Source organism: Neptunicella plasticusilytica, assembly GCF_047922965.1.
GTDB lineage: Bacteria > Pseudomonadota > Gammaproteobacteria > Enterobacterales > Alteromonadaceae > Neptunicella > Neptunicella plasticusilytica.
In genome coordinates this window covers 1175733-1199284 of record NZ_CP150481.1, presented here as the reverse complement: position 1 = coordinate 1199284, position 23552 = coordinate 1175733, and the positions used below count along the sequence as shown (strand labels likewise).

General features: G+C 47.1%; 24 protein-coding genes. 3 read left to right on the top strand and 21 right to left on the bottom strand.

All coding sequences use genetic code 11. The features are described from left to right. Window positions 1–83: 83 nt before the first annotated feature. From V1467_RS05195 to dnaB, 3 genes are all read right to left on the bottom strand, one after another. Window positions 84–2039, bottom strand: a complete 1956-nt coding sequence (locus V1467_RS05195) for a putative bifunctional diguanylate cyclase/phosphodiesterase (protein WP_416307735.1) — start codon at window positions 2037–2039, stop codon at window positions 84–86. Between the two features lie 95 nt (window positions 2040–2134). After that, window positions 2135–3124, bottom strand: coding sequence for a Gfo/Idh/MocA family protein (locus V1467_RS05190; protein WP_416307734.1), 990 nt, complete (start codon window positions 3122–3124; stop codon window positions 2135–2137). A gap of 29 nt (window positions 3125–3153) precedes the next feature. Continuing rightward, window positions 3154–4545, bottom strand: coding sequence for a replicative DNA helicase (dnaB, locus tag V1467_RS05185; protein ID WP_416307733.1), 1392 nt, complete (start codon window positions 4543–4545; stop codon window positions 3154–3156). Window positions 4546–4716: 171 nt separating this feature from the next. On the opposite strand from dnaB, the gene V1467_RS05180 reads away from it, so the two are divergent. After that, complete coding sequence (locus V1467_RS05180; protein ID WP_416307732.1) at window positions 4717–5277, top strand: DUF3833 domain-containing protein; 561 nt, start codon at window positions 4717–4719, stop codon at window positions 5275–5277. A 22-nt stretch (window positions 5278–5299) separates the two neighbouring features. Here the strand turns inward: V1467_RS05180 and V1467_RS05175 are convergent, their stop codons facing one another. From V1467_RS05175 to V1467_RS05155, 5 genes are all read right to left on the bottom strand, one after another. Beyond that, window positions 5300–6250 carry a DUF4097 family beta strand repeat-containing protein gene (locus V1467_RS05175; protein ID WP_416307731.1) on the bottom strand — a complete coding sequence of 317 codons (951 nt, stop codon included), beginning with the start codon at window positions 6248–6250 and terminating at the stop codon, window positions 5300–5302. Window positions 6251–6281: 31 nt separating this feature from the next. Continuing rightward, a complete protein-coding gene (locus tag V1467_RS05170; protein WP_416307730.1) occupies window positions 6282–6758 on the bottom strand; it encodes a hypothetical protein in 477 nt (158 codons plus the stop codon). Beyond that, complete coding sequence (locus V1467_RS05165; RefSeq protein ID WP_416308651.1) at window positions 6751–7260, bottom strand: RNA polymerase sigma factor; 510 nt, start codon at window positions 7258–7260, stop codon at window positions 6751–6753. The genes V1467_RS05170 and V1467_RS05165 overlap by 8 nt, the downstream gene beginning before the upstream one ends. 216 nt (window positions 7261–7476) lie before the next feature. Next, window positions 7477–9366, bottom strand: coding sequence for a potassium transporter Kup (locus V1467_RS05160; RefSeq protein ID WP_416307729.1), 1890 nt, complete (start codon window positions 9364–9366; stop codon window positions 7477–7479). Window positions 9367–9525: 159 nt separating this feature from the next. Next, window positions 9526–9948, bottom strand: a complete 423-nt coding sequence (locus V1467_RS05155; protein ID WP_416307728.1) for an Rrf2 family transcriptional regulator — start codon at window positions 9946–9948, stop codon at window positions 9526–9528. Between the two features lie 152 nt (window positions 9949–10100). Between V1467_RS05155 and V1467_RS05150 the strand changes: the two genes are divergently transcribed. Next, entirely contained in the window at window positions 10101–10997 is an 897-nt protein-coding gene (locus V1467_RS05150; RefSeq protein WP_416307727.1) for an NAD(P)/FAD-dependent oxidoreductase, read from the top strand. A gap of 390 nt (window positions 10998–11387) precedes the next feature. Here the strand turns inward: V1467_RS05150 and V1467_RS05145 are convergent, their stop codons facing one another. The 3 genes from V1467_RS05145 to V1467_RS05135 all read right to left on the bottom strand — a co-directional run bounded on the left by V1467_RS05145 (window position 11388) and on the right by V1467_RS05135 (window position 12980). Next, entirely contained in the window at window positions 11388–11708 is a 321-nt protein-coding gene (locus tag V1467_RS05145) for a hypothetical protein (RefSeq protein WP_416307726.1), read from the bottom strand. Next, the gene (locus V1467_RS05140) at window positions 11698–12108 is read right to left on the bottom strand and encodes a hypothetical protein (protein ID WP_416307725.1); all 411 of its coding nucleotides are present in this window, start codon (window positions 12106–12108) and stop codon (window positions 11698–11700) included. The genes V1467_RS05145 and V1467_RS05140 overlap by 11 nt, the downstream gene beginning before the upstream one ends. Window positions 12109–12263: 155 nt before the next feature. Continuing rightward, window positions 12264–12980, bottom strand: coding sequence for an SIMPL domain-containing protein (locus tag V1467_RS05135; RefSeq protein WP_416307724.1), 717 nt, complete (start codon window positions 12978–12980; stop codon window positions 12264–12266). A 70-nt stretch (window positions 12981–13050) separates the two neighbouring features. On the opposite strand from V1467_RS05135, the gene V1467_RS05130 reads away from it, so the two are divergent. Continuing rightward, entirely contained in the window at window positions 13051–14340 is a 1290-nt protein-coding gene (locus V1467_RS05130; RefSeq protein ID WP_416307723.1) for an MFS transporter, read from the top strand. Window positions 14341–14554: 214 nt separating this feature from the next. On the opposite strand, the gene rplI is transcribed toward V1467_RS05130, so the two are convergent. The 10 genes from rplI to V1467_RS05080 all read right to left on the bottom strand — a co-directional run bounded on the left by rplI (window position 14555) and on the right by V1467_RS05080 (window position 23551). Continuing rightward, entirely contained in the window at window positions 14555–15007 is a 453-nt protein-coding gene (gene rplI, locus V1467_RS05125) for a 50S ribosomal protein L9 (RefSeq protein WP_416307722.1), read from the bottom strand. Window positions 15008–15037: 30 nt separating this feature from the next. Beyond that, window positions 15038–15265, bottom strand: coding sequence for a 30S ribosomal protein S18 (gene rpsR, locus V1467_RS05120; protein WP_186507365.1), 228 nt, complete (start codon window positions 15263–15265; stop codon window positions 15038–15040). 17 nt (window positions 15266–15282) lie between these two features. Then, entirely contained in the window at window positions 15283–15678 is a 396-nt protein-coding gene (gene rpsF, locus V1467_RS05115; protein ID WP_416307721.1) for a 30S ribosomal protein S6, read from the bottom strand. A gap of 197 nt (window positions 15679–15875) precedes the next feature. Continuing rightward, window positions 15876–17075 carry a hypothetical protein gene (locus V1467_RS05110; protein ID WP_416307720.1) on the bottom strand — a complete coding sequence of 400 codons (1200 nt, stop codon included), beginning with the start codon at window positions 17073–17075 and terminating at the stop codon, window positions 15876–15878. 97 nt (window positions 17076–17172) lie between these two features. Beyond that, window positions 17173–18057, bottom strand: a complete 885-nt coding sequence (locus tag V1467_RS05105; RefSeq protein WP_416307719.1) for a DMT family transporter — start codon at window positions 18055–18057, stop codon at window positions 17173–17175. Between the two features lie 44 nt (window positions 18058–18101). Beyond that, window positions 18102–19322 carry a serine hydrolase domain-containing protein gene (locus V1467_RS05100; RefSeq protein ID WP_416307718.1) on the bottom strand — a complete coding sequence of 407 codons (1221 nt, stop codon included), beginning with the start codon at window positions 19320–19322 and terminating at the stop codon, window positions 18102–18104. A gap of 138 nt (window positions 19323–19460) precedes the next feature. Next, window positions 19461–20648, bottom strand: coding sequence for an ABC transporter permease (locus V1467_RS05095; protein WP_416307717.1), 1188 nt, complete (start codon window positions 20646–20648; stop codon window positions 19461–19463). Between the two features lie 2 nt (window positions 20649–20650). Next, window positions 20651–21808 carry an ABC transporter permease gene (locus V1467_RS05090; protein ID WP_416307716.1) on the bottom strand — a complete coding sequence of 386 codons (1158 nt, stop codon included), beginning with the start codon at window positions 21806–21808 and terminating at the stop codon, window positions 20651–20653. Beyond that, complete coding sequence (locus tag V1467_RS05085) at window positions 21801–22499, bottom strand: ABC transporter ATP-binding protein (protein ID WP_416307715.1); 699 nt, start codon at window positions 22497–22499, stop codon at window positions 21801–21803. The genes V1467_RS05090 and V1467_RS05085 overlap by 8 nt, the downstream gene beginning before the upstream one ends. Before the next feature lie 17 nt (window positions 22500–22516). After that, entirely contained in the window at window positions 22517–23551 is a 1035-nt protein-coding gene (locus tag V1467_RS05080) for an efflux RND transporter periplasmic adaptor subunit (protein ID WP_416307714.1), read from the bottom strand. Window position 23552 lies beyond the last annotated feature (1 nt).

Genomic DNA, 23552 nt, shown 5'->3' with positions numbered 1-23552 from the left:
GTTAGTTGACGATTTTAAAATAGATCCCTGCCTGTGCAGGAAGAGGAAGGACGATAACTATCAAAAATATAGTGCTCGACGCGCTATATCTTAACCGTCCCCTGCAGCTTTTTTTCTGCCCCGAGTAATTCGGTAAACTCCTTGGCTGGCATGGCTTTACCGTAATAATCACCCTGCACAATATCACAACCCATCAGCATTAGTATTCGCGCAACCGCTGTCGATTCAATACCTTCGGCGACTGACACTCGCTGCAGATCTTTACATAATCCCAGGATGGCCCTGACGATCGCCTGATCGCCCTTATCGGTATCCAGACGGGTGATAAACGCCCTGTCGATCTTGATCCGATCCACTGTCAGATTTTTAACATAGGCCAGAGATGACATGCCAGTACCAAAATCGTCTATCGAAATACCGACCCCTGCCTCGGACAGCAGCGCAAAAGTTTTCTGAGTGTGCTCTATATCGGCCAACGCCGCATTCTCGGTCAGTTCCAGTTCAAGCGCGCAGGCCGGAATCTGATAACGCTGCAAACGCTCATTAATATATCCCAACAGACGCGGATCATTCAGGTTATAGGGCGAAATATTTACCGATACCGGGAATTCGAATCCTAACGCTCGCCAACGGGCATTTTGCTCCAATGCCTGATCGATAATGTAGCGGGTAAATTCGTTAATCATGCCACCGCGTTCAACAATATCGATAAAACGATCGGGGAAAATTAACCCTAACTCGGGATGCTGCCAGCGGATCAAAACTTCACAACCGACTATCGCATTGGATTTCAGGCAAATTTGCGGTTGATAGTAAAGCACCAGCTCTTTTAAAAACAGGGCTTTGCGCAAATCTGCTGTGAGCCTTAACTGTTCAACCGTACTGACATCCTGTTCCAGATTAAAGTGCGTAACCCCTAAACGCTGCCGTTTGGCAGTGTACATGGCAATATCGGCGCGGCTAATCAAGGCTTCAGCGGTGGTGCCATGGGAAGGAAAACTGGCAATACCGATACTCAAACCCACTTCCAGAAATACGCCCTGAATTTCTATCGGATTCTGCACATGATTAATCAAACGCTTGGCCAACAGTTCTGCTTGATCCTTGCTTAAATCAGGAGACCAGATGGCAAACTCGTCGCCACCAAAACGAGCCAGAATGTCTTCTGCGCGCAACATACGTGCGATATCGCCACTCAAACGCTTTAATAACTCATCACCACAGGCATGGCCGAGAGCATCATTAACTTCTTTAAAGTGATCGATATCAATCAGCAGTAAGGTCGCGTGGATTTCATTGTTGGAGGTTGTCTGCCGCGAGTTTTTAATCGAGCGCTGGTTGAGTCCAGCCACATAGTCATTGATACAATTAAAAATATGATCACGATTGTAGATACCGGTAAGGGTATCGTGGCTGGTTTTAAATTCCAGTTCGGAGCTAAAAGCACTATGTTGTCCGGCAATCAGCACGCCGATTGCCAGGGCCCCCAAAAATGCCAGAAAAGAGGTCGCAGCGGCAGTCAGAATAATCTGGTTCACAGCTCCGGACAAGGCGCTGTCCAGCACAACAGTTTGTTTGATAAGTAACACGTCCAGCGACAGTTCCTCATCACTTTCCAGTGCCCAGACATAGTTGTGGTTCGCTGTCGTTAACCAGCCAGCCTGCTGGATTTGGGCCCGAACCAATTCATTTAAACTGCTGGACTGCACATCCAGCTGTAAACCATACTCAGCTTCATAAATGAGTGTCCCGTCGCGGGAAACACGTAACTGATAATTTCCTTCCACAATCTGTTCCGGCAATATCAGCTGTTCTGATCGAATCCTGTCCTGCATAAATGCATGCTTAACCTGTTGCATAATCAGGCGGGCATTTTGTGCCACTTCATAGGTTTCGATCTGCTGGCCGGCGTCCTCACTAATACGGTAAGACATCACACTAAAAATGGCTGCAATAATAAAAGCCACCACCGAACAGATAATGATCAAACGTAATCTAATCTGTCTACTGGAGCGTACTATCGACTGTCGTCTGCTCATTTTTATTCCCTTGAGTCCTGTTCCAATACAAACTTATCCGATAAAAATTTATCCGTTCGATTGCAGAAGCTGTTTGTTTTTAATAGATGATCAAGTTAAACAGCCTCTAGTGTTTTACCGTAATCCAGCCCGATCTGTTGGCGTATTGCATCCATGACGTGCATGTTTGCCAAGGTATCTGACAAGGGCATGGTCGCACTTTGTTGTTTACCCGCCTTGATACACTGCTCCACTTCACGAATTTGGTATTCAAATCCGTTCACGGCATGAGGGAGTTCCAGTGTCAGTTTTTTATCTTCAGTGACAAGTTTAACCACATGACCGGCCCAGAACATATCGCATATTTCGATAGTTCCTTTACTACCATGCAGTAACATATTATTAGCTGATTTGGCCTCAACCGATGTGACAAACTGGCCAAGGCGGTCATTGGGGTAGCGCAAATTAGCCAGCAAGGTGTTATCAACCCCGGTGGTGCCGATTTTGGCCATCGCCTGGATATCCATCGGGTTAGCATCCATCATCCACTGACTCAGAGCCACCGAATAAACGCCCAAATCCAGCAACGCACCACCGGCCAGGTTTTTATTCACTGCGCGATGCTCATCGCCTTTATTAAACGCAAAACAAATGCTCGAATTAATCGCCTGCAAGGTCCCTATTTCACCGGCTTGCAACCATTGTTTAGCTTGCTGGCAGGTAGGCAAAAAACGACTCCATAGAGCTTCCATAACAAACAGATTGTTTTGCCTTGCCAACTCAATGATTTTTTCCGCTTGATGGGCATTAACGCAAATCGGCTTCTCAATCAGCAGATGTTTGCCTGCGTGCAGGCACATCATTGCCTGCTCAAAATGGAAATTATGCGGTGTGGAAATATAGACAATATCTATCTGTTCGTCAGCCGCCAACGCGGCATAACTGGTATAGTAACGTTCTGCCTGATAGGCACTGGCAAACTGGCTGGCGCGCTGTTCATCACGGCTGGCCACTGCAACCAGTTGCCCGTCCGCCCCCTGATTTAATGCCGTTGCAAACCGCTGCGCTATATGTCCCGGGCCTAAAATGCCCCATTTGATTAGCACCTGTTGTGATTCCTTAATAGTCGCTGAGGTTAATATTCATCGTCGTAGGCGGGTCCCACATAATTATCAAAGCGCGAAAATTGCCCCTGAAAGGTCAAGCGAGTGGTTCCGATGGGACCATTCCGCTGCTTACCGATAATAATTTCGGCAATGCCTTTTTGATCGCTGTTTTCGTGATAGACCTCGTCTCTATAGATAAACATAATCAAATCGGCATCCTGCTCTATGGAGCCTGATTCCCGCAGATCCGAGTTTATCGGCCGCTTATCGGCCCGCTGCTCCAAGCCCCGGTTAAGCTGTGACAATGCCACCACCGGCACTTCCAGCTCTTTGGCCAGCGCCTTGAGTGAACGGGATATTTCAGCGATTTCTAGCGTCCGGTTATCACTCAGTCCCGGTACCTGCATCAATTGCAAATAATCCACCATGATCAGACTTAAACCGCCACGATCACGTGCCAGTTTACGCGCCCGGGTACGCACTTCCATCGGCGTCAAGCCTGAGGAATCATCCACAAACAGATTATCTTTTTCTTTGAGCAGACGCATCGTATTGGAAATTCTCGACCAGTCTTCATCATCTAGTTGAGCGGTTCTTATTTTGGTTTGATCGACCCGGCTTAACGAGGCCAGCATCCGCATCATAATTTGTTCTGACGGCATCTCCAGACTGAATACCAGTACGGGTTTATCTTCCTGCATCATGGCGTTTTCACACAGGTTCATCGCGAAAGTAGTTTTACCCATTGAAGGACGAGCTGCCACAATAATCAGGTCGGAGGGTTGCAAACCACTGGTCTTCTTGTCCAGATCCGCATACCCGGAAGAGACTCCCGTCACTTCCTTATTATTTTTAACCAGCGCTTCGAGACGGTCGATGGTTTTACCTAATACCGCTTCAACATCACGGGGACCTTCGTTGGCTCCGGTGCGTTTCTCGGCTATTTCAAATACTTTACTCTCGGCCAAATCGAGAATTTCGGTGGCATTTCGTCCCTGCGGGTTGTAGCTGGTTTCGGCAATATCATTGGCTACGCCTATTAGCTCACGAGTAATAGCCCGCTCTTTGATAATCCGCGCATAGGCTTCCACGTTAGCTGAACTGGGGGTGTTTTTAGCCAGCTCACCCAGGTAGGCAAATCCCCCGGCCTCTTCCAGTTCATCAGCATTTTCCAGTTGCTGGGAAACAGTAATGACGTCCACCGGCAGGTTTTCTGACAATAAGGCGATAATAGCCCGATAAATAGTTTGGTGAGAGCGATTGTAGAAATCCTCTTCAATCACGATCTCAGCGACTTTATCCCATGAATCCGGGGCAATCAGCATACTTCCCAATACCGATTGCTCGGCCTCGATAGAATGCGGAGGGATTTTCAGCTTTTCGACTTTTTCGTCAGTATATTTGTTGGCAACAACTTTCACTGGAATCTCGTTTTTATCCACTATTAGGTCATTATGCGGCAAACCGGCACAGTTAAAAAGTGGTGACTAAAAAAATGCCGATGATACTGATCCAAACGTCGCTGTAACGCGTATAACTGATTACATTTCGCTCAAATGGCACACATACACACCTGCTAAAGGAGCCATGATATGAAATACATTATTGTTATACTCAGCGCACTATTAATGAGTTGCAGCGCATCGATTGAAGACTACAAAAATAGCCAGCCTGAATTTGACTTGCCTGATTATTTTAACGGACAACTCGTTGCCTGGGGTATTGTGCAAGATTATTCCAACAAGGTCGTCAGGCGCTTTTGTGTCGATCTAACTGCTAGCTGGCAAGGTAAATCCGGCCAGCTGGACGAAACATTTTATTATGCTGACGGTGAAATACAGCAACGGCGCTGGAAACTGTTTATCAGTAACAGTGGAGAAGTTACCGGAACCGCAGACGATGTCATAGGCCAAGCACGCGGCCGTTCAACAGGGAGCGCGTTTAATTGGCAATATAGGTTGAAAGTTGCCATTGATGGCAGCGACTACGAATTTAGTATGGACGACTGGATGTACTTGCTTGATGAACAACGCCTGATGAATCGGACTTACATGCAAAAATTGGGCGTTACCGTTGCAGAAATTTCGATTTTCTTTGATAAGTCATTACCGTTAAAAAGCTGTACCGGGCAAGATAAATCCGACCCGGCATAACCTGCCGAGTCGGTTGATAATTTTAGTATTGACCAATTTTCACTTTACCGCTGACGGTAGATACATCAACTCGTCCGTTACCACCGTTATGAGAGAACTCCAGCCAGCGATTAGGGCCATGTTTGGCCTTTTGTGGCTCATCGTTCGTCAAGTCGTTAACAATCTTTCCGCCGCTGTGACCTTGTATATCAAACCGGGCTGACACATTTTTATCAAAACTAAGCTCAATATCACCACTAACGGAAGAGCCGCGTACCTCACCTTGCTTATCCAAATCCAACCTCGCTTCAATATCGCCATTAACAGTATTGAGTACTAACTGTTTTATTTTGGATAACTTCAGCTCCATATCACCATTGACCGTCTCGGCTTTAATCTCGGCGCTGCTGCTAACGATATCAATATCGCCATTCACCGTCTGATAACTATCGTGCTCACCCAAATCATTGCGGGACTTGATATCACCGTTAACCGTTTCGACTTTTAGATCACCGGCCAATTCGTCGGCGTTGATATTGCCATTTACTGACTCCAGATGAATTCGTCCGGCCAGCTTATTGGCCTTAATATCACCGTTTACTACGTTTATTTCTGCGCTACCAATAACATTTTCCACTTTAACATCCGCATTGACCGAGGTGTAATGTACCTGGCTTTGCTGGGGTATATAAATATCCAGTTTATCGCCGTCTTCATTACCGGAATTATGCCAGCTACGGTTCTTCTTGATTTTGACCTTGATGGTGACTTCGTTCCCGTCGCGCTCAAAGATAAATTTTTCCATACGCTCGTCCAGTTCCCCAACCACTCGCACTTGCGCTTTATCCCAACCTTTAATATTCACCGAACCGGCTAAGTGTTCGATCTCAACATAGCCATCCTTTTCTGCATCAATGGTTTTATCCACTTTCTCACCGGCTTGCACTAGCATACTAATGCTCAGCAAACCTACTATTGATAGCCACTTTTTCATTTCATCATCCTCGTTAGTATCTCAATGCGTTTTAAATTCGTTGCCAGCCTGGCGCATGTACTTTTTCAATTAAATCAATCTGCTGCTGATAAACCTGCTGCAACATTTTGAGCAGAGCCGGGTTATCCGGATCCTGCTGCAAGGCTTTTTTAACCGCTTCCGCTGCCTCATCCAGTTCATTCAATTGTTGCTGCCAGTTGGTTGTCAGCGCCGGTTGGTCAGCAAAACTCACCAGTAATCCTTTCATTTGCTGCTGATGCTGTTGACTCAGCGCTGCGACCAATTGCTGCGGATCATTTTGCGGCCCGCCTGGCTGGATACTCATCCAGCCAACAAATCCCATTACCACCAGTGCCGCCGCAACAGCCAGATACGGCTTATTTTTTTTTGCCGGCTCTTTACTGATGGCCAGTTCAATACCGGTCCACAAATCACGTTGTGGTTGCCGATCTTTGTCCAACTGCCCGATTTCATTTCTGAGCTTCTGTTCAAAATTGTCGTTACTCATCACCCATCCACTCTTTCAATAACTGTTTTGCCCGATGAAATTGCGCCTTACTGGAACCTACTGCCATATTGGTCATATCAGCAATTTCTTCATGGCGATAACCTTCCACCGCATGCAATACAAAAACAATTCTGGCTCTCTCCGGCAGGCGCTGAATATAGCTGTCCAGATCGACTTGATCGCTCGATTCCTCTGCCACATAATTCACCGCTTCCGAATCATCAATATGAAACATGCGTTGTAACCAGCCCCGCTGCTTGCGCAAGTAACTGATAGCAATATTCGATGTCACGCTATGCAGCCAGGTTGAGAACTTGCTATCGCCACGATAATTCCCGAGTTTACGCCATAGCTGGATAAACACTTCCTGACTGGCATCTTCGGCCAGCGCACGATCTCCCATCAGACGTAAACACAGGCTGTACACCATTCCTATATAGCGCTGATACAATTGTTGATAGGCATGTTTATCACCACCCTTGGCGGCCTCTATCAAGCGCATTTCCTGATCAAACACCTGCGCGGCGTCGATGACATTAGCTGTTACTGACAAAGCGTTCACTCATATTATTGGTATTTATTTATCTTGATATTTGAAACATGAGTCGCAGGGTAGTGGAGAAAGGTTTAAAGCGGCAATAAAAAATTTTGAAATCTATTCTTTTCAGCAGTTTAGCTTAGCTAGCGACATTGTCTGCCGCTAACTACGGTTGATTGATTAGATGCCCCGTTGCAAACCAATTTCAATCACACGACTGGCGGGAATTTGATAGAGCGACGTCGCGTTCATGGTATTCCGCACCATAAAGGCGAACAACTTGTCTCGCCAAGCCATCATGGCATCTTTTTTACGATCAGCGATTACCGATGTGCGTCCGACAAAATAGGTTGTATCGTCCAAATCAATGGGTAAATGTTGATGCTCAATACAGTAAGCCAGTTCAGAAGGAACATTCAGCCCCTGCATAAATCCATAGCGCAGATTCACCTCAAATATACCTTGCTCATGCTCAGTAACTTGTGTGCGTTGATCGTATGACACACGGGGTTCGCGGGTTACCTTAACATTCACGATAACAACTTTGTCGTGCAACACTTTGTTGAGTTTGATCAAGTGCATCATCTCCTGCGGCACCTCTCCGCTGCGGGTAGTAAAAAACACCCCCGCGCCGGGCGAGCGATGCACCGGCTCATTCTCGATGCGTCCCAACAAGGTTTTGACCGAAATCGTGTTGGCTTCATGCGCAAGGACTAGCAATTCCACCCCTCGACGCCAGGTGACGATTACAGTAAAAATAATCGCTCCCATCGCAACCGGAAACCAGCCACCGCGTGGAATGGTCTCTGCATTGGCAATCAAAAAGGCCAAATCAACGCTCAGAAATAACAGTAAAAATCCGCCCGCCTTGACCAAACTCCAGCCACCGCGCTCCCGTGCAACATTAAAAGCCAGAATAGTAGTAATTAGCATCGTGGCATTGACACTGACGCCATAAGCCGCCGCCAGCCCTTCCGAAGAGCCGAATGTCACCACCAATGTCAGCGCGGCAGCCATCAACAACCAGTTGACGCCCGGCATATAAATTTGACCAAGGGAATGTTTTGAAGTTTGCTGAACCAGTAAACGCGGCAAAAAGCCCAGTTGCACCGCCTGTCGCGTCAATGAAAAGGCCCCGGTGATCACTGCCTGCGAGGCGATAACTGTGGCGGCAGTACTCAATCCTACTAACGGTAATAGCGCCCAATCCGGTGCCATATGAAAGAACGGTTGCAAATTACCTTCGGGCTTATCCAGTAAAAACGCGCCCTGACCAAAATAGTTAAGTAACAGGGCTGGCAAAACACAACAAAACCACACCACACGTATCGGGGTTACCCCAAAATGCCCCAAATCGGCGTATAGCGCTTCTCCGCCTGTTACCACCAGAAATACACCGATCAAGACCAGAAAACCGGTTCCCTGATTGTCCAGCATAAACTGCACGGCATACCAGGGAAACACGGCATTAAGGACTTGCGGATGTTTGATAATACTGTTCAGTCCAAGTAGCGCCAGCGTCACAAACCAGGCCACCATAATAGGTCCAAACATGGCTCCTACTTTGGCCGTACCATGTTTTTGGGTCGCAAACAGCACGATCAGAATAATCACCGTAATAGGTAACACATATGTTTGTAACGAGGGGGCAACCACTTCCAGTCCTTCCACCGCACTCAATACCGAAATGGCTGGTGTTAACATGGTGCCACCATACAGCAGCCCCGCACCAAACAAGCCAAGTAAAATCAGCATTCGACGGGATTTGTTGTCCTGATTCTGGTTTGGTCTAAGAAGCGCCAGCAAAGCAAAAATTCCGCCTTCGCCATGGTTGTTGGCACGCAGAATAAACAGCATATATTTGAGGGAAATTACAATCAGCAGCGACCAGAATATCAGTGACAAAATACCAAGAATATTAGCCTCGGTAATAGCTACCGGACTGACACCACGAAAACATTCACGCAATGCATAGATAGGACTGGTACCAATATCACCATAAACAATTCCCAGTACGGCCAATCCAACCGCTGCGCGTCCCGGTTTGGTTGCCTTATCGGTTTCTGTCATCACCCATTCCTTCTAGCCGCGAGTCAATATCAAAACACGTTACATTCCTGCATGTTTAGCAACACTATCATTGCACAGGGCGTAAGCAAAAAGCCTTTGTTATTGATTAAAGCAAAAATCTCGAACGCAAAAGCACAAGTTGTGAATGTTAGAGGCTGTTTAGCGACTCTTGAGCGCAAAACCTTCGGCCAGCTGATCCAGCGTAACCTGTTTAAACCTGTCCAACAGTAAAGCTTCTGCCGCAGTCATCGCATCATCGATGGCTTTATTGACCGCGATCTCAATTGGACAATGGCGATGCTGGTCGGTTAAACCAATAGTAAACACCGAACTTTCACCTAGCGCATTGTGAATATCCAGCAAGGTGATATCGGACAACGACACCGCCAATGACCAGCCTCCACCGTGCCCTTTCTCAGATGTGACGTAGCCCTGCTCACGCAGCAATGCCATAGTGCGACGCACCACAACCGGATTGGTATTCAGCATACCGGCGATCGTCTCTGACGTGGCGGGCTCATCGAGATGATCCATATGCACCAGTACATGCAACATGCGGGACAAACGGCTGTCTTTTCTCATTATTGACTCTGAACAGAAATACCTCGCGGCATTCTAGCACAGCATCCCGGCCAATCAATATCATGAAACTTTTATTGTTTCATAAGTTGACTAACACACATCATGTAACTTAATATGTTTCTTAAAATTAATTCCAACAGGAAAACACTAGAATGCATTTAGACGTGATTATTATTGGCGGCAGTTTTGCCGGACTCTCCGCTGCCATGCAACTGGTTCGGGGGCAAAGAACAGTAACGGTGGTAGACGCAGGGCAACCCCGAAACCGTTTTGCGGCACAGTCGCACGGTTTTTTCGGTTTAGACGGTGTATCTCCCCGCCGTATTCGGCAACAATCCTATGATCAATTAAGATTCTATCCCACTGCGACTATTGTAGAAGCGGGCGTTAATCAGGTGGATAAAACTGATAGAGGTTTTGTGGTCTATCTGGACAACGGTAACACCTTGCAGAGTCGTAAAATTATTCTGGCCACCGGCCTGCGTGACGAAATCCCGGATATACCGGGTTTGCGTGAACGCTGGGGTAAAACTGTGGTGCATTGCCCTTATTGCCACGGTTACGAATTACGTAATCAGCCGCTGGGCGTTATTGCGACCAGCGAACTGTCAGTCCATCAGGCCGGTATGATCCCGGACTGGGGGCCGACTCATTACTTTACCCAGGGCCAGTTTGAACCGGATCAGGAGCACCTGGCTTTCTTGTTGAAGCGCGGCGTAACCATTGAACCCACACCCGTGATAGAGGTATTGGGCGACGCACCGGAAATCGACGCCGTGCGCCTGAGCGATGGCCGCGAAATCACTTTGGGCGGACTGTTTGTTGGCCCCAAAACCCATATGGCCAGTCCGCTGGCGGAGCAATTAGGCTGCGAGTTTGAAGACGCCCCGCTGGGCAAAGTCCTTAAAACCGATGCCTTTAAACAAACCAGCGTAGAAGGGGTATTTGCTGCCGGTGATATTGCCAACCCGATGCAAAATGCCACTTTGGCGTCCGCCTCAGGTGTATTAGCTGGCGTAGGTGCACATCAGGCATTAATGCATGATTAAATAATTAATAAGAAGACAGAAGCGGATATTGCCAAGCAATAACAGAAAAATATGGATAAATAAGTCTGGGGGGCGGGATTTTATATAGAAAAATCAGAACCGGCTATCTGCTTTTTGCCAAAAGTGGGCTGTTGTAACGCCCTAATCAGCCGCGCCACTTTTTGGCATCGGAACAATTTGCTTGTTATGTTTCAATGCCAACACAGCCCCGAATAGCGTCAATATAATATAAAAACTCGCTTCAAAAACGGCTGTTGTAGTTAAACTAGTGAGAGCTACTGCCGAAGTTAACACCGCTACTCTCGCGACATTTGCGCCCGCAAACTTAAGCCCCCAAAAAGAAACAGCCGCAAGCACAATACCCCAAAGGAACTTATAACCGATACTCTTTTACATTTTATCTGCTCGCTCATTTGAGTGTAAGTATTGCTCCTTGAGTTCATCTAGATGTTGAATGTCGGTTTCTGTCAAATAGCCTTTCTGATTTAGCTCTTGGTACTGTCGCTGATATGACAACTCAATGTCTGTCGGCGCAGGGTTGCTAATCTCTCTAGATAATGACGAGAGAACAATTAAAAATACGAAAACAACGGCTAATTTAAGATTATTCATTAGGAAACGCTTAACATATGGGGATTTTAGAAGCGCTTTTTCAGCGAGTAAAATTCCCACCATGAAGTTATTGTTAGGTGCTATTTTATCACCGAGCATCAAACTTTGCCGCTTTAATGAGTAATAGATAAAATCCAGCTCCCAGGGTAAAACCAAGTGGAATTGACCAAAATGGATATGATTGTTTAAACATTGCTAAAATTGATAACGTTCCAACGCAAAAAGAGCCAGCAAAGGCGCTAGACCAATAAATATTATTTCGAAGAGGTAAAGGAATTTTAAGTTTCCAAAATGTTCTGGATAACTCCCCCACACCAATAGAGCTAAATATGAACCCCAGAAATTCGTAGTCAATATTTAGTTCATTACCGAATATTTGAAACAAAAAAGATATGCCTGCAAAAGCCGAAAAGAACGTGATTGATGCGAATACAACCATCAATGGACTGAAAAATTCTGGACGGATTCTATGAGCAATGGCTTGTATTAACGACTTCAACTATTCGCGTTCCCTATGAAATAGCAAAATGTTCGTGACCGTCTCTTGTTCGCTCAAAACCGACAATAATTTTGCCTTATACAAATCTAAACAAATATAAATAACACCTATATCCAGCTGCCGATTGAAAGCATTACGTTGAATTAGCCATCGCGTTAATCCGACAAATAATATTCCACCGTGGACACTACCCGTATTTTCTTGATATGCGGGTTGTTTTTATCCCGCGCGCTAATACTGAACTGACCCTGTGAAGCCCGTTTGATTTTACCTAGCGTGCTTTGTGAGTCGGCAGCAAATTTTTCGGCCACTTCCCTGGCCTGGCGAGTGGCTTCTTCAATCATTTCCGGCTTAACATTATTTAAGCGGGTAAACAGGTATTCGGTCTGGGCCTGATAATTATCGCCAGTAAACACAATCCCCTGTTTACCCAAATCAGATAATTCACTCATTACGCTGCGCACGGTATCAATATCACTGGAATAGACGGTGACCGACTGCACTGCCGAATAACGGTACTGGACACCGGCATTATTGCCATACGCCTGTGCGGATTTATCGGTGATTGCCGGAGAAGAAAAACTGATATCGGCACTGGCAATACCTTTGTCTTGCAGAAAGGCTTTAATCAGACTGGTTTGCTGATCGATAGTGGCATACAGGGTTGAGAGCTTGTTGTCGGCAGCGGTGAACTGAATCGGCCAAATCACGATATCGGCGGGGTATTCACGCTCTGACAGCCCTTTGACGGTGACACTGCGCTCAAATTGCTTGTATTCGATAGCAGCATGCCCGAGCAAATAGCCCATTACCGCCAGCCCCAGAAAAATCCCCATGCCTAAAATAAACGCACTGGCTTTAGTGTTTTGCATTCCAATTTCTCCAATAAGTTTGCACAATCAGTTTACTACCAACTCGGACAAAACCAAGTACTGGATTTCTATGCCGGAAAAAGTCGACCATCTTTATGAGTATCTTGCCGACGAAGAAGATGCACGCGTTTGCACTGAAATCAGCGAGTCGGCCTGTCATGTGGTGCCGGGTAATTTTTTTCTGATCCTGATTGCGCAGTTTTTTACCAAGCTCGGTGACGCGCTCACCAGCACTAAAGTAGTGTTGCCCTGGCTAATGAACAGTGTCGGTGCACCGGTTTTTTTAAGCGGCTTGCTGGTGCCGGTGCGTGAATCCGGCTCACTCATCCCGCAACTGGTTGTCGGTGGCGTGATACGCCGCTTTGCCATTCGTAAACCCTTTTTTGTTACCGGTTGTATATTACAAGGAACAAGCGTTGCCGGCATGGGCTGGGCTGCATTGGTGTTATCAGGCATAACAGCCGGCCTGGTCATTATCGGCTTATTAATTGTATTCAGCCTGGCGCGAGGTATCTGCTCGGTGGCGTCCAAAGACGTGTTGGGCAAAACCATTCCTAAACAACGACGCGGCAGGTTAACCGGATACAGTGCCAGCGCCGCCGGATTGATCAGTATTGGTGTCGGTGTGGTGCTGATGCTGGATATCAACCTGCAACAAAGCAGTTATCTGCTGTTGTTTGCCGGGACGGGTTGCTGGTTACTTGCTGCACTGCATTACGCACTGATAAAAGAATATGCAGGTGCAACGGAAGGCGGCGGTAACGCTTTGCAGCAAGGCGTTAACCGTCTCAAGTTGTTAAAAACCGATATACCGTTCAGGCGCTTTGTACTGGTTCGCTGTTTATTGATGAGTTCGGGATTAAGCGCACCCTATTTTATTATGCTGGCACAGACACTGGGCAAGGATAGCTCGTTGCTGAACCTGGGTATCTTTATCGCCATTGGCGGTTTTGCCAGTTTTATCAGTGGCGGTATGTGGGGCAAATTGGCGGATCGTTCCAGCCGCAAAGTCTTGTTATTGACCGCTGCAATGACAGCCATACTCTGTTTGGCGGGTGGACTAACCAGCTATCTGCAACCAACTGGCAGTCTGTGGATCCTGATGCTGCTATTTTTGCTGATTTCCGTTACCCATCAGGGTGTCCGTCTGGGCAGAAAGACCTATCTGGTGGATTTGGCCAAAGGCAACAAGCGCACGGATTACGTGGCGGTAAGTAATAGCCTGATAGGTATAATGCTGCTTTTTGTTGGCGCGATGGGTGCGGTGATGGCGCATTTCTCTCTGGCATTGGCATTTATTGTTTTTGCCTTGACCAGTGGTTTGGCACTATTGATTGGACGTTATTTACCAGAGGCATAGATACAAATTGCTATCGACCATTCCGCCTGAACTCGTCAAAGGGCCACTGTCAAAATACCAATGTTTTGATTGGCAAAACCGGTACTCTCCATGTTGATTTTTCCTCTTTGGTTAATCTGGTTTTCCTTGTCACTTTGGCAACGCTGCGTGAGATATTCTAAGCATAAAAAAACCTCCCGAAGGAGGTTTTTATCATCAGATTCAATAAGTCGAATTAAGCTTCAGCAATAACCACAACATTGATTGTTGCGATAACGTCTGAGTGCAGTTGCAGATCCAGAGCGTGAGTACCGGTATCACGGATAGTTCCGTTAGGCATTTTCACTTCTGATTTAGCAATTTCCACACCGGCAGCAGTAATGGCGTCAGCCACATCACGCGTACCTACTGAACCGAACAATTTACCTTCGTCACCCGCAGGAGCGGCGATAGTTACTTCAGCCAGTTCTGCAATTTTTGCAGCGCGGGCTTCAGCAGCGGCCAGTTTGTCAGCAATTTTAGCTTCCAACTCGGCACGACGTTGTTCAAATTTTTCAACATTATCTTTAGTTGCAGGAACTGCTTTTCCCTGAGGGAAAAGGAAGTTACGTGCATAACCAGATTTTACAGTGACTTGGTCACCCAAACCGCCCAGGTTGGCGACTTTGTCTAGTAGAATGATTTCCATCTTTGCTACCTCTTATCTATTCGCCAACAATTATTTATGTGAATCAGTGTAAGGCAACAATGCCAGGAAGCGCGCGCGCTTGATAGCAGTTGACAACTGACGCTGATACTTGGCACGGGTGCCAGTAATACGGCTAGGTACAATTTTACCACTTTCAGTGATGTAATTTTTAAGTACAGCAGTATCTTTGTAATCAATTTCTTGCACGTCTTCAGCAGTGAAGCGGCAGAATTTACGACGTCTGAAAAAACGAGACATTATGATTCTCCTCTAAATTATTCGTCAGAAGAAGCTTCTGTAGTGTCTTCCACTACTGGCTTCTCTTCACGTCTGTCACGACGTTCTTCACGTGCATTTTCTTTAGCCATTGGAGAGGCTTCAGTTACCGCAGCTTTAGTACGCATAACCAGATTACGCAGGATCACATCGTTAAAACGGAACGCAGTTTCCAGCTCTTCAACAGATTCAGCAGTTGCTTCAGCGTTGATCAGCACGTAGTGCGCTTTGTGAATTTTATCGATTGGGTAAGCCAATTGACGACGGCCCCAATCTTCCAGACGATGAATTTGTCCACCATCTTTTTTGAGGATTTCGGTATAACGCTCGATCATACCGGGTACTTGTTCACTCTGATCAGGGTGAACCATGAACACGATTTCGTAATGACGCATCGTTGCTCCTTACGGTTGTAGCCTCGTACAGCTCAGCCATCACTGTTTGAGACAAGGAACTAAAAAGGGTTTAGGCTGAATTAAGGGCGCGAAGTTTATATAAAAGCCGCAAGGTATACAAGCTTATTTTAGCGATAACCCGCTGTTTACGCCCTATTGAGTTAATCTTGCCGGGTTATTGTCAGGTATTGAAGAGCTCATTCAACCGGACGAATACTCAGGTAATCAAATTCTGCCGGCACCTCGGGCGAGATACTGGTATTAAGCGAATAAACCTTACCATCCTGATTATCCGCCCATATGGCAGGCCTGCCGCTAAATTTTGGCACCGCATGGGTAGCAATAGTCCGCCACTTCAAAGGTTGTTCGGGTTGGTCAGAGTCATTAGGCAACGCAAAGGAGCCGATATATTTATTGCCTGTACGTTCAATCCGTAAATAAATGCTTTCCGCTTTTTTAACACCGCCGATACGATCTATATCGACTTTCTGCTGGTTGGCCTGACCTTCAAGCTCTTTATTAAAATAAGGCTGTCGAGCGACATTGTAACCATGGGGAAATCCGAAATAGCCAATTTGTAAAAAATTGTCTGCATCTTGCCAAAGGCCCATCGAAACGCCATTTTTTTGGTGTTGAATCGGTAAGGAAACACGGGTTTCCATTACAAAATTTTCATCTGGCACATTGTGACTGAGGATAAACTGGTTGCGTAAGCTATTTTCCTTACCCGCCATATGGCCTTTTTGGGTCACAATCAGCAAACTGGATTCAGCACTTTGTAACGCCCATCGGTTAGGATCCGGTTGAAGAATTTGCCAGTCAGGATTTAACTCTGGCTGGTCAAAATCGTCAAAAAAGAAAACTTCTCCATTTTTCCGTAAAGCCGCTCTGGGTAACTGGTTTAACTGGCGGTCAAAATTATCGGCTATCGCTTCGGCGCGGCTCACCAATTGATCAACTTCCGTTTTGAGTTGTTGTTCCTGTTCTCCATCACCTCGCTGACGAGCTTGCACAATGGCTTTAACCTTCCCTTCTAGTTCGGTCAACCTGGCAGCGAACTCCTGCCCGCCTTGCCTGCATTGGGCAAAACCTGCTGTATCAATCGCACCAGTATCATGGACCAGACAGCAGGCTTTTAAATTAAGTGCCGTAATTTGGGCTTTTTCGGTTAGATCCTGAATTTGCTGGCGTCCCAGTACCACCTCCCCTTCAGTATCCAGATGGGACAATTTAACCGAAAACTGGGTTTCGCTTTGCTGGAAAATAGATTCGCAGTTGGATGTGCCTGTGCGTAACCAGTCGAAACTTAACCAGATAACCAGTATCAACACCAAAGTGATGGCAAGCACTATCACCAGTTTCACAGAAGCACCTTTGGTTGGCAATGAATCGCTCATTGTTAGATTGGCTCAAGAAATAAGTAACGTGTAATTATAAGCCAAATAACCTGAGTTCGGGATAATAATCAATGACATAATGAATCAGCAGGTTTTATCACCCAATATGCTCGGCCCCTACCATAATCGCCACTCCGGCCAAAGCTATCACCGACCATAATGCGGTTTTGCCATTCACCTTTTCGCCCAGCACTTTAGCCACTAGCAAAGATAAAATTACGCTGGTGGCAAACAGGGTTTGTACAATTGCGGCTTTGGTGTAGGTAAAGGCCAGCATCTGTAAATACAAGGCGGCAAAGGTACCAATTAGCGTGGCGCCGGCGAATAACACCAAAGTTGGTTTGGGTCGGTCCATTTTAGGCAACCAGCGAGTACGTTTTATCAGCATCAGTAACACAATAATAGCCAAACCACCTGCCAGCCTAACCTGACTGGTATTGGCCGGGTCGGCATGGGTCTGGGTTAAAATGTCACGACTGATCACCGCCCCCAATGCCTGGCACAATGCCGCCAGTGCGGCATAACTGTATGCGCTTAACTGAAAAGCTTCCAACTGTTGGCGTTTCTGGATTTTCACCACCATATCCACGGCCAGGATCACCACTGCAATACCGAACCATTGTTGCCAGGTTAGCCATTCGGCAATCCAGGCCATTGCCAGCAATGCGGTAAATACCGGCGCCAGGGTTTCCACCACCAGAATTGACTGACTGTCACCAATTTTATTGAGTGACTGGAAAAAAAACGTATCGCCCAGACCTATACCGATAGCGCCGCTGATCAATAACCAGATTATATGGCTTTGCGACAGGTTAACTTCGGGATAAACATAAGTAGTGATCGGGATCAGGATAATCAACGCCACCAGCCCTTTCCACAGGTTTAATGATAATGGCGAAAAACTCGCACCCAATAATCTGAACATCCGGGCGGCAATGGCCCAACACAATGCGGTACTTAACGCGGCTATTTCACCTATCACTTAAACTCCTGAGTCTGAATTACCCGATAACGGGCCATATTGATTTAAAATGTTGCACTGTAATGTTGGCTAAGCTGCCTGAACATCGCCTGATGTTTCGCAGCCCATTGATAGCTTTTATCATTATATAAATGGTTGGCCGAGTTTTTGACAATCACCGTATCATTGGCCGGATCAACAAAAATATACTGACCATAAATACCCTGAGCCTGAAATTCACCATTACCGCCATTCGGGATCCACCACTGATAGCCGTAACCCGACTCGCTATCCGAGGCAGGATTATTTTTACCTGGCATCAAATGCGGAGCATCCGGGGTAACCGAATCAACAACCCATTGCCTGGGCACAATTTGCTGCCCCTGATGTTGGCCCTGATTCAAATACAGTTGACCAAAACGGGCATAATCACGTAACGATACATTCAGTCCGCCCAACGCCAGTTCCATGCCGGTATCATCCGCCAGCCAGTAAGCAGGATGTTCCATGCCCAGTGGTTGCCAGATTTTTTGTTGTAGATAGTCGCTAAGCGGTTGACCGGTGGCACGGGTCAAAATCATCCCCAACACCTGGGTATCAATGCTTACATAATGGTGATAAGTGCCTGGTTGTCTTTCCCGTTGCAGGGTTTTAGTGAAATCATCAAAGGATTGTCCCAGCGCCACGGTGCGGGAAAAGCGGTTAATATCCGAATTAAAATCGCCGTAGTCTTCGTTAAATTTTACCCCGGATGACATTTGCAGCACGTCTTTAATTCGTACCCCGTCATACCCGGAGCCTTTAAGTTCCGGCACATAATCGGTGACGGTCTGCTCAATACTGTCGATATAACCTTCGGCAATCGCGATGCCAAATAAGGCAGAAATAAAAGATTTAGCCACCGAAAAGGAAATATGCTGACCATTTTGGTGATGGCCCAGATAATAATTTTCGCTGACAATCACGCCATTTTTAAGCACCAATAAACCGGTGGTATTATTGGAAGCCAGAAACTCATCCAGATTGATGCTCTGGCCTTCAAATTCAAAGCTGTCAGGCAGCGGCTGGATATCAGTGCTTAGCGCATTGGGCTGGCTGGACGGTTTGATTTCGGTGGCATTAAACAACGCCGGCATATTCTGGAAGTTTTCGACGATTTTGTCTTTATCGTATAAGGTTACCACCGAATAAAAACGCATCAATGCGGTGGCATTAATGATTATCAGCAACAGGATGGCGCCAGCCATACCGAGCAACATACCTTTCCAGCTAAGCCATTTGTTCAAGATCCCTCTCCAGTCGTCGTTGCCTAATCCCGGCGAGAGTTTACCTGTAAATGGCCCTGGAAGTAATACCTCGATAAAAACAAGGACCTGTCACGGCCCTTGTTTATTCAGTTGAGGTTATGGCTTTTGCAGCAAGAGTTAATGACCAGACTGGAATGCGACTATCACCGGTGTACGCGCGGCTCGCCAAGCAGGGAAAAAGCCGCTAACAAAGCCGATAATCAGCGCCAGCATTGCTCCTTGCCAGAGCAATTCCGGCGTCAGTTGAAAGCTGAATACCACCTGGGTAAAGCTGCCGCCTAATGTGGAGGCATTTAAACCGTCAAAGAAAATAAACGCCGCAATAGCTCCCACCAGTCCACCCAAAGCTGCTAATACCATCGCCTCTACCATAGTCCCGACAAAAGCAGAGATATGGCTAAAACCTATTGCACGCAAGGTGGCTATTTCTTTGGCGCGATCCGATACCGAGGTATACATGGTGTTCAGCGCACCGGCAAGTGCACCTAAGGCCATAATGGTACTGATCACTCTGCCGAATATGGCCATATAGCTTAGACTCTCGCCCTGGGCAGAAAAATATTCAGCTTCCGTCTGGACATCCAGATTCAGTCTGGGATCATTCTCCACATAAGCTTTGATCTGCTCCAGGCTGGTGGGTGAATCCATTTGCGCCCGCACTGTCTGGTAACTGCTGCCACGATTATATAAGCTCTGGATCACTTTGGCGTCAGCCCAAAGTTCGCTTTCAAACACATTACCGCCGGTGGAAAATACACCGACTACCTTCCAGCTGTTTTTACCGGAACGGATCTCCTGCCCCAGTTCAAAACCGGCAAACTGACGCAAAATCCCCTCGCCGACCACCAGTTCATTGGTACCGGGGGTAAACATCCTGCCGCTGACCATGGCAAAGTTTTTGCGCATGCTTACACCGCGACTGTCCAGTCCGCGCAACGGGATATTGGCTTCGGTGCCAGTACTCTTTTTCACCCCGTCGACAATCACATATAACTCGGGGGACACAATCGCGCCTTGCTCGTCTTTGGCAATCCCCGGAGCGGTTTCAAGCAGATTAACCTGATCGCGCATCACCGAACTGTTCAACTCGGCGGCCGAGCCGGCACGGGTAAAAAATGCCACATTATCGGAACCGGCGCTGTCCATCGTCGCTTCAAACCCTTTCGCCATCGCCAAAAAGGCCAGCAAAATGGCCACGACGACCGCACTGGCCAATACCATGGCCAGAGACATCCACAAACGGCGCGGTAAGCTGCGAATATTCATTACCACCACGGCGGTACTTTGAGAAATTAATGTACTCATCATTAGCCCCTGTTAAATGCAGTAACAATATTCAGACGCAGCGCGTTCACCGCCGGGATCATCCCGGTAATCAGCCCCAGCAATAACATGTAAATTAATGCCTGAATAATAATGCTCTGGTCCAGTACCAAATTAGGCAGGAAACGGGCCAACTGGGCTGAAGCACCTTTAACCAGTATAAAAGCGGCACCTAAACCCAGTAATCCGCCTAAAAACGCCAGCAAGCAGGATTCCAGCAATACCATTTTGAAAATGCGGATGGACGAAAAACCCAGTGTTTTCAACACTGCAATTTCGCCAGTGCGTTCGCGGATTGCCAGCACCATGGTATTACCCACTACGATCAAGATGGTGAAAAAGGCCATAAAAACCACCCCGAAGATAATCAGCCCGATATTGCCAATTTGCTCGATAAAAGCTTTGTTAAACGCCTTTTCGGTACTGGTATCGGTTTCGGCGGAGGAATTGGCAAAACGTTCATCAATGGCTTTGGCCACTTGCTCATTCAGGGCCGGATCAGTGGTGGTTAGCACCAGCCAGCCCAGATAGTCGCCGCCCCAGGACTGGGTCTCCATAAAATATTTGTAGTGAAACAGCAGATAACCGGTATCCGTTTGCGCGTCAGCACCGGTAAAAATACCGTCCACCATAAACTCCCAGGTATGGCCGCCATCTTTTTTGGAGAAGATATTGGACGAAATGGGAATACGGTCGCCCACCTGCCAGTTATTCAATTTGGCCAGTCGCTCACCCACCAATATACCGCCCCGGTCATTCAACCAGGCCTGCTTTTGCTCCGGATCAACCACCAATTCACTGTACACGTCAAAATAAGTTTCAGGGTCCACCGCCATGGTCACGACCTGATTGGCTGGCTCCTGATAGTAACCACCAAACCAGTTGGCGTGGGTTACGTCTTTCACCCCATCAATATTCTTTACTTTATTGACATAGGCATAAGGCAAAGGCTGGGTGAAATTAATTTTATTCACCACCACCAGGCGATTGTCTGCCGACATTTCAATGCCGGAATTCAGTGCACCACGCAATGCCATTACTGCACCAAAAATCAGAAAGGCGATAAAAATGGCAAAGCTGGTTAAAAACAGCCGCATTTTCTTGCGGGTCAGATTTTTCAGAATAAGGTAGAGATCATTCATGTTGCTGCCCTTCCTGCACAAACTGGCCTTTATCCAGATGCAACGTATGGGTGGCGAATTTAGCCGCCGAAGGGTCGTGAGTCACCATTACAATCGTCTTGCCAAACTGACGGTTAAGTAACTGCAACATTTCCAGGATCTCGTCGGCAGTTTTACGATCCAGATCACCGGTTGGCTCATCACACAACAGTAATTTGGGATCGGACACTACCGCGCGGGCAATGGCCACCCGTTGTTGTTGACCACCGGACATTTCACCGGGCATATGTTTGGCCCTGTCACCTAAGCCCACCAGTTGCAGGGCCGTTTCCACCCGCTGTTTGCGATCTTTACTGCTCAGATTGGTCAGCAACAGCGGTAATTCGACATTTCTGGCCGCATTAAGCATTGGCATCAAATTATAAAACTGGAAAATAAAACCGATATTATTGGCACGCCATTTAGCCAGTTGCCCTTCTTTAAGCTGGTCTACCCGACTGTTATCAAACAGCACTTCACCGGAGCTGGGTTGATCGACTCCCCCCAGTAAATTCAGCAAGGTGGTTTTACCCGAGCCAGAAGGCCCCATAATGGCCAGAAAGTCACCTTTTTTAATCGTCATATTCAAATCATCAAAAATACTGATGGTTTCTTTGCCTTTGGTGAAACGCTTGGCGACGTTTTTTAGTACAAATAAACTCTCTTCACTCATGTTCTCTTCCTGTTGAATCAGATTTTAAGAAAGGCGACTTTAACGCCCATATCAGGCAGGATCCGTTCATCCTGTAGTTCGATTTTTATTCTGACCTGAACGGTGGCCTTGGCACGATCAGCAGTGGGAATAATCGCCACCACCGAGGCGGGAATGGTCCAGTCCGGATAAGCTTCCAGATTGGCCTCGACTTTTTGCCCGGGTTTGACCCGACCAATAAAAGATTCGTTGACGTCCACTTCAATCTCCAGCGACTGCATATCCACAATGGTACAAATCCCGGTACGGGTAAATCCGCCCCCGGCTGAAGCGGGTGCCACAATCTCGCCCGGCTGGGCATTTTTCACCGTAACGACACCGGCAAAAGGCGCACGAATGGTATGGTCATCCAGTCTTTCGCGCTGCCGGCGCACTTCAATGTTGGCCACCTTGATATCCGCTTCAATGCTTTTTAGATTGGCAGTCAGGCTCTGAACCTCGGTTTGTGAGCGGGTAATATCGGCTTCACTGGAAAACTTGTTGCTCGTCATGCGGGTCTGATTGCGTTGAGCTTCCTGCAAAGTCGCTTCGGTCGATTCGCGGCGAGCCTGTAAAATACCAATTTGCGCCTGCGCGAAATCCAGATTGGCTTTGGCCAAAGTATCATCAAGGCGGGCAAGTACCTGTCCTTCTTCCACTGACATTCCTTCTTCCACGTCCACCTCTTTAATTAAGCCCATAATCTCGGCAGAAACCGTGGCCATGCGCCGGGCGGTGATATAGCCGGAGGAATTTAATATCGCGTTATTGTCATTTACTTTAGCTGGCGTCGAAGGGGCCGATTGACTATTAGCTGCTGTGGCTTTATTCGTGGAAGAACCTGACGGGGTAGTATTTGCTGCTTGCGCCGGAGCCGCGTCTGATCCAGATGCAAAGGTTAGGGTTAACCATACTGCCAGGGTGGAACAGACCAAGGCCAGCAAAATTGCCTGCCAGAGTTTGACTCCTGACACAGCTGGCGCTTCACTTCGATCAATTTGTAACTGCTGCAATAATTCACTTTTATTATTCACA